This window comes from Marinobacterium aestuarii, assembly GCF_001651805.1.
Classification (GTDB): Bacteria; Pseudomonadota; Gammaproteobacteria; order Pseudomonadales; family Balneatricaceae; genus Marinobacterium_A; species Marinobacterium_A aestuarii.
The window spans coordinates 4785729-4800812 of sequence record NZ_CP015839.1 but is presented as its reverse complement, the minus strand read 5'-3'; the positions used below and the strand labels follow the sequence as shown (position 1 = coordinate 4800812).

14 protein-coding genes are annotated in these 15084 nt (G+C 56.9%); 13 read left to right on the top strand and 1 reads right to left on the bottom strand.

Annotated features, from left to right (window positions below; all coding sequences use genetic code 11):
• The first annotated feature begins 4 nt into the window (after positions 1 to 4).
• From A8C75_RS23475 to A8C75_RS21000, 3 genes are all read left to right on the top strand, one after another.
• Positions 5 to 2017 (top strand): prepilin-type N-terminal cleavage/methylation domain-containing protein, encoded by a 2013-nt coding sequence (locus tag A8C75_RS23475; protein ID WP_120785220.1) that lies wholly within the window; start codon positions 5 to 7, stop codon positions 2015 to 2017.
• Between the two features lie 184 nt (positions 2018 to 2201).
• Positions 2202 to 3293, top strand: a complete 1092-nt coding sequence (thiO, locus tag A8C75_RS21005; RefSeq protein ID WP_067386305.1) for a glycine oxidase ThiO — start codon at positions 2202 to 2204, stop codon at positions 3291 to 3293.
• Between the two features lie 69 nt (positions 3294 to 3362).
• Positions 3363 to 4994 carry an NAD+ synthase gene (locus A8C75_RS21000; protein WP_084784189.1) on the top strand — a complete coding sequence of 544 codons (1632 nt, stop codon included), beginning with the start codon at positions 3363 to 3365 and terminating at the stop codon, positions 4992 to 4994.
• Between the two features lie 117 nt (positions 4995 to 5111).
• On the opposite strand, the gene A8C75_RS20995 is transcribed toward A8C75_RS21000, so the two are convergent.
• Positions 5112 to 6077, bottom strand: a complete 966-nt coding sequence (locus A8C75_RS20995) for an outer membrane protein assembly factor BamD (protein ID WP_067386303.1) — start codon at positions 6075 to 6077, stop codon at positions 5112 to 5114.
• Between the two features lie 135 nt (positions 6078 to 6212).
• Between A8C75_RS20995 and rluD the strand changes: the two genes are divergently transcribed.
• The 10 genes from rluD to coxB all read left to right on the top strand — a co-directional run bounded on the left by rluD (position 6213) and on the right by coxB (position 15080).
• Complete coding sequence (gene rluD / locus A8C75_RS20990) at positions 6213 to 7190, top strand: 23S rRNA pseudouridine(1911/1915/1917) synthase RluD (RefSeq protein WP_067387572.1); 978 nt, start codon at positions 6213 to 6215, stop codon at positions 7188 to 7190.
• On the top strand, positions 7187 to 7912 hold the full coding sequence (pgeF, locus tag A8C75_RS20985; protein ID WP_067386302.1) for a peptidoglycan editing factor PgeF: 726 nt from the start codon (positions 7187 to 7189) through the stop codon (positions 7910 to 7912). Before rluD ends, pgeF begins: the two co-directional genes overlap by 4 nt.
• Before the next feature lie 195 nt (positions 7913 to 8107).
• Entirely contained in the window at positions 8108 to 8800 is a 693-nt protein-coding gene (gene imuA / locus A8C75_RS20980) for a translesion DNA synthesis-associated protein ImuA (protein ID WP_067386301.1), read from the top strand.
• A gap of 151 nt (positions 8801 to 8951) precedes the next feature.
• On the top strand, positions 8952 to 9953 hold the full coding sequence (locus A8C75_RS20975) for a patatin-like phospholipase family protein (protein WP_067386300.1): 1002 nt from the start codon (positions 8952 to 8954) through the stop codon (positions 9951 to 9953).
• 104 nt (positions 9954 to 10057) lie between these two features.
• The gene (locus tag A8C75_RS20970) at positions 10058 to 10792 is read left to right on the top strand and encodes a glutamine amidotransferase-related protein (RefSeq protein WP_227819980.1); all 735 of its coding nucleotides are present in this window, start codon (positions 10058 to 10060) and stop codon (positions 10790 to 10792) included.
• A 79-nt stretch (positions 10793 to 10871) separates the two neighbouring features.
• The gene (gene pssA / locus A8C75_RS20965) at positions 10872 to 11618 is read left to right on the top strand and encodes a CDP-diacylglycerol--serine O-phosphatidyltransferase (protein ID WP_084784295.1); all 747 of its coding nucleotides are present in this window, start codon (positions 10872 to 10874) and stop codon (positions 11616 to 11618) included.
• Positions 11619 to 11801: 183 nt separating this feature from the next.
• Positions 11802 to 12809 carry a protein-methionine-sulfoxide reductase catalytic subunit MsrP gene (gene msrP / locus A8C75_RS20960; protein ID WP_067386298.1) on the top strand — a complete coding sequence of 336 codons (1008 nt, stop codon included), beginning with the start codon at positions 11802 to 11804 and terminating at the stop codon, positions 12807 to 12809.
• A complete protein-coding gene (locus A8C75_RS20955) occupies positions 12800 to 13429 on the top strand; it encodes a protein-methionine-sulfoxide reductase heme-binding subunit MsrQ (protein WP_067386297.1) in 630 nt (209 codons plus the stop codon). Before msrP ends, A8C75_RS20955 begins: the two co-directional genes overlap by 10 nt.
• 208 nt (positions 13430 to 13637) lie before the next feature.
• A complete protein-coding gene (locus A8C75_RS20950; protein WP_067386296.1) occupies positions 13638 to 13847 on the top strand; it encodes a DUF2970 domain-containing protein in 210 nt (69 codons plus the stop codon).
• 120 nt (positions 13848 to 13967) lie between these two features.
• Positions 13968 to 15080, top strand: coding sequence for a cytochrome c oxidase subunit II (coxB, locus tag A8C75_RS20945; RefSeq protein WP_067386295.1), 1113 nt, complete (start codon positions 13968 to 13970; stop codon positions 15078 to 15080).
• Positions 15081 to 15084 lie beyond the last annotated feature (4 nt).

Sequence of the window (15084 nt, the reverse complement as noted above, 5' to 3'; positions counted from 1 at the left end):
GGTCATGAAGGCATCAACAGGTTACCCCCGTCGGCGGTATCTTCAGGGTTTTACACTGATCGAAGTGCTAATTTCGCTTATAGTCGCGGTGATCGGTATCGTAGCAATTTTGCAGCTGCAGGGCGTTTTCCTGAGTACCGCATCGGACTCGCAGCAGCGCGCCATGGCGACGGCTGTGGCGGAAAAGAAACTCGAGGAACTGCGTGGCTTTGATTCAATTGCAACAACCAGCACTAGCTTGGCGAGCTTTGATGCGATTGACAATGGCGCAGGGACTGAAACGGTTACCGCGGGTTCAACCAGTTACACCTATGATCTTGCCTGGACAGTCACGCCCTATAATGCGTCCGGCGCCGCAGCATCCATGGCGAATGCTGATTTCAAAAACGTAACCCTGAATGTAAGTTGGGGGAGTGGTACTGCGGAAAGTGTATCTTTATCCTCCATCATAGGTGCCATCAATCCTCAAATTTCAAAATTTATCGATATTTCTGGGCTTGGAGGCTCGTCAGCTCAAGTGAGTTACACGCCTGGTTTGGCGCCGGATATTATTGCGATTGACTTGGGTGATGGAACGAAGAAAGAAACCAGTAAACCCTTACCTGACGTCTCACAGAAAGGTACCAGTAACGTTGTAAAGTTTGAGGTAGTGACCTATGACGCGCAATATAGGGCGATAACTGAAGATTTTGCTACCCTAAATTGTGTATGTGAACTTGCTGGTACAGGATCAGGGTTGCCGCCGGCAAAAACGGTATACAACGCTACTACGAAGTCACTCGAGACAGATTATTCTTACACGGGCGTTACTAAAAATATCGGTGCTGTTTATAACAGCGGTGGGACTAATGATCAGCCGGACCTCTGTACCCGTTGCTGTCGCGATCATCACGACAATGATGGCGGTACGGATAACAGCTACCGTTGGTATTGGCCACGTAATAGCAGTTATTTTGACCCTTTGACTAAAGATCACTATCATTATAATTATGATGATTCAACTAAAATTTTTAGTTTGGCTACTTTAGCTAATCCTATTTATCGTGAAACCTGCCGATTTAAACGCGTTGATGGTATCTATCGCCTGATGCAGGACTGGAAATTACACGATATTACCGTGATGCCTTACAACTATCTGGCATCGGGCGCCACGGGGAATACGAAGTACAAAACTTATGTCACTAATTATCTTGATCAGCTGCTGACCAGTGGTGACTTTAGTACGCCGGTATCCGTGACCAAGCCGACAGGCCGGGATCTTGTTAGTGGAGCAATGGGTACAGTGACGCAGGGTTCAACAACCCAGCTCTTGTCACGGTCGATTTATGTCGACCCGTTGACGTCCGGAGCGGTGGCAGCTATTCAAAACATCAGGGCTGCGTCTGGGGCTTGGTTGAGCCTAGTGCCATTCTATGAAATTAACTCTGTGTTGTTGTCTAACTGGTCAAGTACGAATACGACTGCAGCGACTGTTGCGAACGAGGGTGTTGTCACAGTCGTGGATCCAGCCCTCGATTATTATGGCAGTTACAATCGTGGGCTTGTTTCCGCCATGGCGGCGGGCACGACTAGTGTGGCAGCAGCCTCCCTTGTCACTAATACAGGCGTGATTGGTCATCGCAATGCAGCCAATGTTACGCTTGCAACCGATGGGCTTTACGATACAGCGGCTAATCAGCGCACAGGCGGTATTACGGTGACGGTTGTCGGAGCTGGTCATATTTCAGGTACTTTCTCCTGTATTCGATCGGGGGGGGGCGTTTGCAATGGTCAGAACATTCCAGCCTATGCAAGTCTTAATATTACGGCCAATGGTACGGCTTGTACCAAAACCAAACAGGGGAATACTTGGACTTGGGACTGTCTGGTACCTACCGGGTGGGTTGGAAATGTCACGTTCAGTTACACCGGTTATACCTTTAAAAAAGTAGGGAGTACGGATACTGCTTCTTCACCTTACAATCTGTCTGCAACTGAACCTGGCTCGGGCTTTGATATTTTGATTACGATTCCCTGATCAGCCAGCCAATTATCAGCCTGCATCAAAAGCGTCCGTGCTTCGGACGTTTTTGGTTTTTGTTCATTGGAATCTTGCAAGCAATAGCGCTGGGGTATCAAGGCGAGGCTCGGCTGCACTGGTATCCTCATCTTTAACCCTTCACAATACGTGCTGCTTTTTACAGTGAACTGGAAGTAGCAGCATGGCGGATTTTTTGATTCTCGGCGGTGGCGTTATGGGTATGCTCACGGCACGTGAGCTGGCCCAGGCCGGTGCTTCGGTGACCCTGGTTGAGCGCGGTGTTTGCGGGCGCGAGTCCACCTGGGCCGGTGGCGGAATTGTTTCACCCTTGTATCCCTGGCGTTACCAGGAACCGGTAACGCAGTTGGCGACCTGGTCTCAGGGCAGTTACGTGCATCTGGCCCAGGATCTGCTGGAGGAAACCGGTATAGATCCGGAGCTGCGCCAGAAGGGCATGTTTATGGTGGCGGTGGATGATGCTGCCGAGGCCCTGGCTTGGGCGCAGCGTTATCAGCGCCCGATGCAGCAGGTCGATGCAGATTTCCTCTATCGCAAGGAATCCAGTCTGCGCCCGGGCCATACGAGTGCCCTCTGGATGCCGGAAGTGGCCAGTATTCGTAACCCCCGCCTGGGCAAGTCGCTGCGCCGTGCGCTGGAATTGAACCCCCGTGTTGAATTGATCGAGCAGGCCGGTGATGCCGCTCTGCTGCTGGAGTCTGAGCGTGTCTGCGGTGTGCGCACCGAGCGCGGTGAGTACCGCGGCGGGCAGACAGTGCTGGCCGCTGGAGCCTGGACGGCGACCCTGCTGGCACAGCTGGGTATAGAGCTGCCGGTGGAGCCGGTGAAAGGGCAGATGATGCTGTTCAAGGCGCCGGTTGGCTTGGTGAACCGTGTGGTATTGCAGGGTGGGCGCTACCTGATACCGCGCAGCGATGGCCGCATTCTGGTGGGCAGTACGCTGGAGCGGGCTGGTTTCGACAAAAAAACCACCACAGAGGCCCGGGAGTCGCTGTACCGCAGTGCGCTGGATATTCTGCCGGCGCTGGAAAACTATCCTGTTGAACATCACTGGGCGGGGCTGCGCCCGGGCTCACCTGAAGGTATACCCTATATAGGTGCGGTGCCGGGCGTGGACGGCTTGCATGTGAATGCCGGACAATACCGTAACGGCCTGGTGCTGGCGCCGGCATCGACCCGCCTGATGGCGGATCTGTTGCTGCAGCGCAGCCCCATCATTGATCCGGCGCCCTATAGCCTGTCGGCGCGGGATTGATCGCTGAGCCCTGAACTAACATCCTGATAGCGGATGCGTCTGTATCCGGAACACGAGACCAAATCGTCGATGAGTAATTCTATTCGGGTCCTGATGGCCCAGATCAATACCTTGGTGGGGGATATCCCCGGCAATACCCAGCGCGTAATCGATATTGCCCTGGATGCCCGGGATCGACAGCACGCCAATGTGGTGCTGCTACCGGAGCTGACACTGTCGGGTTACCCGCCGGAAGACCTGTTGCTGCGGCCGAGCATCCAGACCCGTATCGAAGCGGCGCTGACACGTCTGCGGGAAGAGGTGCGGGATATTCACCTGGTGGTGGGTTATCCGCGTTACCGTGATGGCGTGCTGTTCAATATGGCCGGCGTGATCTACAACGGTGAGCTGGTCGCCGAATATGCCAAACAGTGTCTGCCGAACTATCAGGTGTTCGATGAGATGCGCTATTTCACCGCAGGCGATCAGCCCTGCGTATTCGATCTCAAGGGGGTACCGGTAGCCCTGACCATCTGTGAGGACCTGTGGAAGAGCGGACCCGCCGAGCAGGTGCGCGAGCAGGGTGCGCGCCTGATGCTGAACCTCAATGCCTCGCCCTTTCATGTCGATAAATCGCAGCAGCGCGCCAAGCTGCTGAGCGAGCGGGCGCGTCAGGCTGGCTGCCCGATTCTGTATCTGAACCAGGTGGGCGGCCAGGATGAGCTGATTTTTGATGGCGGCTCCAAAGTGATCGCGGCCGACGGCACCCGTGTATTCCAAGGGCGCTTTTTCGAAGAAACCTTCTTTGTGGCGGAGTATAACGACGCCGATCAGAGCCTGGCGGTTCCGGGTGAAAACTCGGTGGCTTTCCCGTCGATCGAGCAGAGCGTGTATGACGCCCTGGTGTTGGGGGTGCGGGATTACGTCAACAAGAATGGCTTCAAGGGTGTGGTGCTGGGGCTTTCCGGCGGTATCGACTCAGGCGTGACGCTGGCCGTGGCGGTGGATGCCCTGGGTGCTGAGCGGGTGGAGGCGGTAATGATGCCGTTCCGTTATACCTCGTCTATGAGTCAGGAAGATGCCAGCGAGCAGGCGCGCATGCTGGGCGTGCGTTACAGCTCGATCTCGATTGAGCCCATGTATAGCGCCTTTATGGCGCAGCTGGCTGATGAGTTTGATGGTCTGGCGGCCGATACCACCGAGGAAAATCTCCAGGCGCGCTGCCGTGGTGTGGTGCTGATGGCCATTTCCAACAAGAAGGGCGTTCTGGTGCTCACCACGGGCAACAAGAGCGAGATGGCGGTGGGCTATTCGACCCTCTATGGCGATATGGCCGGTGGCTTCGATGTACTTAAGGATGTGCCCAAAACCCTGGTGTATCGCATTGCCGCCTATCGCAACGGACTTTCGCCTGCGATACCGCAGCGGGTGATCGACAGGCCACCCTCAGCAGAGCTGGCGCCGGATCAGACCGATCAGGACAGCCTGCCGGATTACGATGTACTGGATCGGTTGCTGGAGCTTTATGTTGAGCACGACTACAGCGCCCATGCGCTGATTGCCGAGGGCTTTGAGCCTGAAGTGGTGCAGCGCGTGATTCGGCTGGTGGACATCAATGAATACAAGCGGCGCCAGGCCCCTGTTGGCGTGCGTATTACCCAGCGTGGTTTTGGGCGTGATCGGCGCTACCCTATCACCTCGGGCTGGAAAGCTGGCGACTAGGCGTTCGGCGTGGTGTACGTTCGCTTGATTGGAATCTGGGCCTAACCGCTTATTTTACAATAGATCCATAACAAAAAAGGCGCCCAAGGCGCCTTTTTTGTTGCAGCCGTTATCGGCTCAGGGCTGTGCCGGTGCTGTGTCTTCCTCATCGGTGTCGTCGAAGGCACCAAAGGTCATAATGCTGAACCAGGAGCGTTCGGCGTCTTCCGTCGATTCTGTGGCCTTCTCGGTCGCGACGACAGAGTTGGGGCGCTGGACGGGCGCTTCGTCAGTGCTGCCCAGCAGGCCGAAGGTGGCGGTTTCAAGCAGGGACTTGTCGCGCTCCTTGGTGGATGTGTAGCGGAAGTCCGGGAAGTTGCTGCGCAGAACCTCGGCGGCTCTGGCGGCCTGGTCGGTTAGCCCAAGCTCCTCGTAGGCTTCGGCCATAATGCCCAGAGCTTCCGGCACGGCCGGGGTTTCCTGCAGGTTTTCTACCACGTAGCGGCCACGGTTGGCGGCGGCAATCCAGGCGCTGCGCTTCATGTAGTACAGCGCCACATGCACTTCATACTCTGCCAGGCGGTTTTTCAGATACTGCATGCGCTTGAGCGCATCGGGTGCGTACTGGCTGTTGGGGTAGCGTGAGGTGAGGGTCGCGAAACTCTCGAAGGACTCCAGTGCGGCACCCGGGTCACGCTGGGTTTCGTCGATCGGCAGGTAGCGTGATACCAGTGAGCGGTCTTCCTCGAAGGAGGTCAGCCCCTTGAGGTAGTAGGCGTAGTCGATGTTTTCGTGATTCGGGTGCAGGCGCACGAAACGATCGGAGGCTGCACGGGCAGCTTCAGGCTCATAGTTCTTGAAGTAGGCAAAGATCAGTTCCAGCTGGGCCTGCTCGGAGAAGCGCCCAAATGGATAGCGGGCTTCGAGCCGCTGCAGTTTTTCGACCGCAAGACCGTAGTTCTGCGCCTCCAGGGCTTCCAGGGCCTCGGAGTAGAGCTGTTGCTCCGGAACATCCGGTTCTTCTTTCTTGTCTCCGCCAAAAAACGAACAGGCGGACATCAGAGAGACCAGAGTCAGGATGCCAATGACTTTTACAAAGCGCATGTTGATGAGTCCCGATTGCCTACAGCGATACCGAGGACGGTTTCGGTTATACTGGGCCAGTTAATCCAAATGTCCGGCATATTTAAACACAACCGGAACTCAAGCCAAAACATCCTTCTGAATTACGTACCCCAGATGCCAGAACAGAAACCTGAACAGGTTCAATTACAAGCGCGGGTCACCGACGAGCTGGTCGGAAAACGGCTGGACCAGGCCATAGCGCAGCTGTTTCCCGACTACTCCCGATCCCGTCTGCAGGGCTGGATCAAGGACGGTTGCGTCACCGTGGATGGTGAACAAAAACGTACCCGCGACAAACTGCAGGGTGGCGAGCTGATCTGTGTCGAAGCGGAACTCGCACGTATCGAACACCACCAGCCAGAGGCCATGGAGCTGGATATCATCTATGAAGACGATGATATTCTGGTGATCAACAAGCCGGCAGGCCTGGTGGTGCATCCGGCGGCGGGTCATGCCGATGGCACCTTGCTGAACGCCTTGCTGCACCATGTGCCGGAAATCGCACAGGTGCCGCGCGCCGGCATCGTGCATCGGCTGGATATGGATACCACCGGTTTGATGGTGGTGGCCAAGACCATCCAGGCGCAGACCGAGCTGGTGGTGCAGTTGCAGGAACGTTCCATGGGCCGCGAGTATGAAGCGATTGTGACGGGCCTGATGACCGGTGGTGGCAAAGTAGATGCCCCTATGGGGCGTCACAAGACCAGCCGTCAGAAGATGGCGGTGGTGCATATGGGCAAACCGGCCCTGACCCATTACCGTCTGCTGCAGCGCTTTCGTGCCCATTCACATATCCGTCTCAAGCTGGAGTCGGGCCGCACGCATCAGATCCGCGTGCATATGTCCCATATCAACTATCCGCTGGTGGGTGATCCTGTCTACGGCGGCCGTTTTCGCCTGCCCAAGGGCGTTAGCGAAGGTCTGATAAAAACACTGCGCGGTTTTCACCGCCAGGCACTGCATGCCAAGAAGCTTGAGCTGTTTCATCCGGCTACCGGTGAACTGATGTCCTGGGAAGTGGATCTGCCGGAGGACTTCCAGCTATTGCTTAAAGCCCTGCAGCAGGACCTGAGGCGCAACGACGATCTATGAAGCTGATTCATCCGCAGTGGCCGGTATCTGATCGGGTGCAGGCCTGTGTCAGTACCCGGCTGGGCGGGGTCAGCCAGGGTGTTTTCCAGGGGCTGAACCTGGGAGACCATGTTGGTGATGATCCTCAGGCGGTTGCACAGAATCGCAGGCGCCTGACCGAGCAGCTGGGGCTTGAGCGTCCGGCACAGTGGCTGCAGCAGGTCCATGGGACTGAAGTGGTTCAGGCGCTGGATGATGCTCAGGTGCGACAGGCGGATGCCTGCTGGAGTGACCAGTCGGGCCAGGCTTGCGTGGTGATGACGGCAGATTGCCTGCCGGTATTTTTCAGTGATGGTCGCAAGGTCGCCGTGGCCCATGCGGGCTGGCGGGGCTTGGTGGCCGGCATTCTGGAAAATACTCTGGCGGTGTTCGAGCAGCCAGGGCAAGTACACTGCTGGCTGGGACCGGCTATTGGGCCTGAAGCTTTTGAAGTCGGGGCCGAGGTACGGGCTGCTTTCTGCGCAGCGCAGCCAGACGCAGGCCAGGCTTTTCGTCCCCGGGACGGGGTGGCGGGCAAGTATTTCGCTGATATCTATAGGCTGGCGCGTCTGCGGCTTGAGGTTGAGGGTGTTGCATCGGTTTCGGGGGGGGATTTCTGTACCCTGCAAGATGCTGAAAATTTTTATTCCTATCGCCGCGATGGTGAAACCGGTCGAATGGCGAGCCTGATCTGGCTGCGTTGAATGCTATAACCTTCTGACTTTTCGATCAAAATCCTTCCTGTGACGGCTGCGGACCTGCGTGCTCGTGCGTGGCTGTCGCTGCGTGTTACCGCCTAAGAATTCTTGTTTTGCTGAATATGCATACAGGTGTGCTTGCCCGCGGAATTTTTTTCGATCATAGTACTGTATATGCATACAGTAGTTATGGGGTGAATCATGAGTCTGGAACAGTTGCTGGAGCGCGGAGCCGTATGGCGGGCAAGTGAGGTTGTTGCCGAACCTGTTGTAGCGGGGCTAGGGTGCGGACACGCGGAGCTGGATCAGCTGCTGCAGGGGCAGGGCTGGCAGCCAGGCAGCCTGGTTGAGGTGCCTTACGCTACCGAGGGTTGTGGTGAGCTGCGCCTGCTATTTCCGCTACTGACGGCATCGCAAGAGCGCTGGGTGCTCTGGGTTGATCCGCCGCATATTTCCTACGCGCCGGCATTGAAAGCGGCGGGGGTGGCACTGGATCGACTCCTGCTGGTACGCAGCAATAGCCGGCGGGATCGGCTCTGGTGTATTGAGCAGGCACTGAAAAGAGGCTGCTGCAGTGCTGTACTGGGTTGGCTGGGAGATGTGTCGCCACGGGCGTTGCGCCGCTTGCAGCTGGCCGCGGCCGAAGGTGAAGCCTTGGGGTTCATCTTCAGGCCTGCGGCCAGCAAGGACCAGGCTGCGGCGGGGCCCTGTCGCCTGTTGCCGGAGCCCGACCAGGCACCGGACAAGCTGGCGGTCTCTGTTCTGAAGCACAGAGGCGGCTGGCCGTTGTCGCGCCGGGTATTATCATTGCGTCAGCGCAGTCTTGGCAATAGAGCAGCCTCTCTGGCTTCGCAGCCAGCGGCTTCAGCTGCGCGGGTGCGTCCGGTCAGGTGAGCCTGCTGGTCTGGCACAATACTGCGGCATTCCCGGGATTTTCACGGAAGCTGTTGCCACGCCTTAAACTATTGTCACCGGGTATTCTTTTGACTTCACTGCGTCTAGCTGTCAGATTTGTGCAGTGCACAAAATTTGACCGGAGGCAGTTATGGGAGCGCGAAAGCTTAATCTTGCGCTGCAGGGTGGCGGTGCCCACGGGGCTTTTACCTGGGGTGTGCTGGATAGGCTGCTGGAGGAGCCAAAGCTGCAGTTTGAGGGTGTCAGCGGCGCCAGCGCCGGCGCCATGAATGCAGTGATGCTGGCCAGCGGCCTGCAGCAGGGCGGTCATGCAGGTGCCCGCGAGCTGCTGACGCGGTTCTGGCACGAGGTCTCCCTGCATGCGCTACCTGAATTGCCGAAAGGCCTGCCTGCCGCGGGTATTGGCGAGTCGATGGCAGACTGGATGCAGATGTTGAGTTATTACCTGTCGCCCTATGACCTCAACCCGCTGGACATAAACCCGCTGCGCTCCCTGGTTGAACGGATGGTGGATTTCGAACAGCTCCAGGCAGCCTCGCCCATTCGTCTCTTTATTGCCGCGACCGATGTGCAAACCGGCAAGCTGCGGCTGTTCCGAGAGACTGAGATCAGTGCGGATCATCTGCTGGCTTCGGCCTGCCTGCCGACGTTGCACAAGGCCATCGAGATTGACGGGCGCAATTACTGGGATGGCGGCTTCAGTGGCAATCCGGCAATTTATCCGCTGATTTTTGACTGTGCCAGTGATGATGTTCTGGTTATTCTGCTGCAGCCGCTGATGCGTGTCGGTACGCCCGTCAGTGCTTCCGCGATTCGCGAACGTGTGGCGGAGTTCGGCTTTCAAAGTACCTATCTGCGTGAAATGCGGGCCATCAGCTATATGCAGTTCGAAATTCGCAAGACCCCCTTTTCGCTCGGAGCCTTCGAGCGCAGGGTGCGCCGACTGCGTTTGCATCAGATAGAATCCGATGAGCTGCTGGCAAGTCTGGATCGCGCGAGCAAGTACGATACCCGACTACACTTTCTGGAGGCGCTGCGCGACCGCGGACGGGCACAGGCTGATCGCTGGCTGGAACAGAATGGGCATTGCATCGGGCGCTCGTCCAGCTGCGACCTGGGGCTCTTTCTGTAACGGCTCCCAAACGTCTGGTGACTGTCACTGTTTCCTGCAGATAGTGCCGCCCGTGTCAGGACATTCCCATGTAAGCGGCCATGCAACCGGCCATGGATGCACTCATGAAAAGAAGATCCGATCTGCGGCTGTTACTGATGCAAATCCGTACCGAGGCCAAGGTGTGCGATGAAGAGCACCGCAGCTTCGCCAGTTACAGTGGCCTTGCGCCTGAACAGATCGATATTCTCAATGTCTTCCAGACGCCGACCTTTTCCCCTGGCGCAGCCGCAGGCTATGACGCCCTGCTGGTGGGGGGCGCCAGCGAGGCCAATGTACTGGAGCCGGCGCGCTACCCCTTTGTTCATCAGTGTGAAAAGCTGCTGCGCCATGTAGTGACCACTTCGCTGCCAACCTTTGCATCCTGTTTTGGTTTCCAGCTCGCGGTGCTGGCGCTCGGTGGCCGGATTGAGCACCGGGAGGAGGGCTTCGAGATGGGCACCCTGGCGATCCGTCTGGCCGAGGCTGCGCGGGAGGACCCGTTGCTGCACGATACCCCGGACGGTTTTGCCGCCGTATCGGTACACCGGCAGTACGCAGCCCAGGTGCCATCGGGCTGTGAGCGCCTGGCCTTTACCGAACAGTGCGTGCATGCGCTGCGGGTCAGCGGCAAGCCTTTCTGGGCTTTTCAGTTTCACCCTGAGGTGGACAGAGCCACGCTGGTGGAGCGGCTCACCCATTACCGGGATCACTATACCGAGGACGCCGGTCACCTGGAACAGGTGCTGACAACGGCACAGGAGACTCCAGAGTCCAACGGTCTGATGCGAAAATTTGTCGACCGGATCCTGCTGTCGTAGTTGTCCTAGCGGAGCGGTGACAGCAGGGAGGGGGCACCTGTAGAATGAGCCCAACTGAATCGACCACTGAAGAGAGATGATGACGGACGAAAATGCTCAACCCTGTGATGACGAGCAGCCTCCCCGTAGTCGGGGCATTTACCTGCTGCCTAATCTGTTCACAACGGGTGCCCTTTTTTCGGGCTTTTATGCAGTAATCGCTGGCATGAATGGTGACTTCGTCAACGCGGCCATCGCCATTTTTGTTGCCATGGTACTCGATGGACTCGATGGTCGCGTGGCCCGCATGACCAATACCAGCAGCCAGTTTGGCGCCGAGTACGATTCGCTGTCGGATATGGTGTCCTTTGGTGTGGCGCCGGCGCTGGTGGCCTTCACCTGGGCACTGGACAGCGTCGGCAAAATCGGCTGGTTTGCCGCTTTTATCTATGTGGCCTGCGCAGCCCTGCGGCTGGCGCGCTTCAATACCCAGATTGGCTCGGTCGACAAAAAATACTTTATCGGCTTGCCCAGCCCAGCAGCAGCAGCGGCGGTGGCGGGTCTCGTCTGGGCCTGTTCGGAGTTCGAGGTAGAACCGGGGCCGCTGGCCTATGTGGTTGCGGCTTTTGTGGCCTGCTGTGGTTTGCTGATGGTCAGCAACGTGCTGTATTACAGCTTCAAGGAAGTGGATTTCAAAGGCAAAGTGCCTTTTATGATTCTGGCCGGCATTGTGCTGGTGATCGGGGTTATCTCCATCAGCCCTGCGACCTTCCTGTGGCTCTTGTTTCTGCTGTATATGCTGTCCGGCCCGCTGCTGTGGCTGTGGCGCAAGCGCAAGGTACTCTGACGCGGCCGTTTGGTTCTCTGACACTGTGATGATTGGCGCAACGCTGTGCTGGACTTCAACTGACTGCGGCAGCAAAGGCTGCTTTTCAGGAAAGGTTCAGCCAGGGGTTTTAGGCTCAGGGCTTACTTACCACAGTGCCCGCAGGGCCCGCCCATTTGCTGAATTGCACGCAGGGAACGGAACATGCTGATTAAAAGAAGATCCTCGATAAAATCGTCCGAAATCACGCCAGAGTCGGTGTACGTGAATCGGCGACGATTCCTGCAGGGCCTGGCTGGCACCACGGCGCTGGCATTGACACCGGGTGCCTCGGCGATTCCTGCCTATAGCCTGGATAAGGATCAGCCGCAGTACCCCGGGCCTGATTGGCTGCAGGGCGCACTGCGTGACAGTGTCCGCAATGAGGCTTTTTCCACCGACGAAAAGCCCGCGCCCTACGGCAATATCATTACCCACAATAACTTTTATGAATTCGGGCTTGGCAAACAGGACCCGTCGCAAAAGGCGCAGGCGTTCAAAACTGATCCATGGAAGGTCGAAATTGCCGGTGAGGTGAATAAACCGGGCGTGTATAACCTCGAGGATCTGCTCAGGCCCCATGCGCTGGAAGAGCGAATTTATCGCCTGCGTTGTGTTGAAGCCTGGTCCATGGTTATTCCCTGGATGGGTTTTTCACTGGGTGATTTGCTCAAGCGCTTTGAACCCACCTCCAAAGCCAAATATGTTGAATTCACCACGCTGCAGGATTCGGAGCAGATGCCCGGGCAGCGGTCGTTCTTCTCAACGCTGGACTGGCCTTATGTCGAAGGTCTACGCATGGATGAAGCCATGCACCCGCTCACGCTGCTGGCGGTGGGGTTGTACGGCAATGCGCTGCCGCCGCAAAACGGCGCGCCCTTTCGGTTGGTGGTGCCATGGAAATACGGCTTCAAGAGCATCAAGTCGATCGTCAAGATCCGCCTGGTGGAAGAGATGCCGGGTACGACCTGGAACCGTACCGCTTCGGGTGAATATGGCTTCTACGCCAATGTGAATCCGGCAGTTGATCACCCACGCTGGAGTCAGGCAACCGAACGGCGCCTGCCGTCATCTCTGTTTTCTCCCAATATCGTCGACACTAGGCCCTTTAATGGTTATGCCGACGAAGTCGCTGGTCTCTACAGTGGTATGGATTTGCAGCGATGGTTCTGACCGGCATCAGGGCTAATACCCTGAAACCCTATGCGCTCTGGTGGCTGGTGTTCCTGCTGCCGTTGCTGCCGTTGGTATGGCTGTTCGAGCAGGCATGGAGTATGAACCTGGGGGCTGATCCTGCCCAGGCGATTGTCAAGTTCACCGGGCTCTGGACGCTGCGTCTGTTGTGGATAACTCTGGCGGTGACGCCGCTGCGACGGATCTTTCACTGGGGCTGGCTGCAGCGCTACCGTCGCATGCTGGGCCTTTACGCGCTCTTCTATGCCATGGTGCACTTGCTTGCCTTCGCCACCTTTATTCTGGGTTGGCGTCCGGATCTGTTGTGGCGTGAACTGAGTGAACGGCCCTATATAGTGGTGGGCTCGCTGGCCTTGCTGTTGCTGATCCCGCTGGGGATTACTTCAACCCGAGGCATGCAGCGTCGCCTGGGTGCGCGCTGGGTCAAGCTGCACCGCCTGGTGTATGTGATTGCCTTGCTGGCCATGGTGCATTTCATCTGGCAGATCCGCAGTTCCTTTGAAGATCAGCTGTTTTATGGCGTCATTCTGGCCGCATTGCTAGGCTATCGCATCTGGATGCGACGCAACTCCCTAAAGCGCAAAAATCTGCTGAGGTAATCGCAGCGGTTTGTTCCTGGCGGTTCCATCGTTGATAGCCGCCTGTTTTTCCTCTTTGTCATTTCTTCCCCTTTTCGCACCTTATTGAAAGACGTGCCGTGGCCTGATTCAGGTTATGCACGGTTGTGCCCAGCCTGCGGTGGCCACAAATCGGTGGGCTTCGGCTATACCTTTAGCATCCATTGTTGATGTGAAAGGGAGGCGTCAAATGTCGGATCCTAAAAAAAATGGGCTGTTCAAGGCCGCATTAAGTGCGCTGGCCGCGATGTTTGGCGTCCAGTCGGAACGTAATCGACAAGAAGATTTTTCATCTAGCTCACCACTACGCTACCTGCTGACGGGCGTGCTGATGGTGGCATTATTTGTCGTCGGCGTCATTTTACTGGTGCGTTTGGCCCTTATGCTGGCAGGAGGCTGATCCAACCTTGCATTCCCGGGCAGGCTGCTATACTCACTCTTAACCAAGTGATCTGGTAGGGAAAATTCCGCATGATCGTAACACTTGGGCGGTTCTGCAGACCTTGTGAGAGGCCCGGTAATGATAAAAAGAGTCTGGCTCCTGCCATGGATAGGATTGTTTGTTTCCCTGCCGGCCAACGCCGCCTGGGAGGTGAATATCACGCCGGGAGCGACTGCGATCGCGCGTGAAGTTTACGATCTTCACATGATTATTTTTTGGATTTGCGTCGCCATCGGGGTAGTGGTGTTCGGCGTGATGCTCTGGTCCATTATCCACCATCGAAAATCCCGCGGCGCCGAGGCCCGCAATTTTCACGAAAATACAGCGGTAGAAATTCTCTGGACGTTGATCCCCTTTGTCATCCTTATCGCCATGGCGATCCCCGCCACCGCGACCCTGATCAAGATGTACGACAGTACCGATGCCGATATTGATATTCAGGTGACTGGTTATCAATGGAAATGGCGTTATCAGTACCTGGGTCAGGACATCGACTTTTTCTCGTCTCTGTCCACACCGCGAGAGCAAATCAATAATGAAGCCGCCAAAGGCGAGAACTATCTGCTGGAGGTCGATAACCCTCTGGTACTGCCGGTTGGCAAGAAGGTTCGTTTCCTGTTTACCGCTGCCGATGTTATCCATTCCTGGTGGGTGCCGGATCTTGCTGTAAAGAAAGACGCCATACCCGGCTTTATCAACGAGTCCTGGGCCATTCCTGAAGAGCCCGGCATCTACCGTGGGCAATGTACCGAACTCTGCGGTCGCGACCATGGCTTCATGCCCATAGTGGTTGAAGTCAAACCCCAGGCCGAGTTTGATCAGTGGCTGGCGGATACACGCAGCGCCGCACAGGCGCAGGCGGCTGCCGCAACCGAGGAATGGACGCTGGAGCAGCTGATGGAACGTGGCGAACAGGTCTACAACACCAGTTGTGCGGCCTGTCATCAGGCGAGCGGACAGGGTATTCCCGGGGCCTTCCCTGCGCTGGCGGGCAGCCCCATGGTGACGACTGATATCGATGCCCATATCAACATCGTTTTGCACGGCAAGGCGGGCACCGCAATGCAGGCCTTCGGGGCCCAGCTGAATGCGGTCGATCTGGCGGCTGTTATTACCTATGAACGTAATGCCTGGGGCAATGATACTGGTGACAGTGTCAATCCACAGCGGATTACCGAACTGCAGCAGTAGGAGA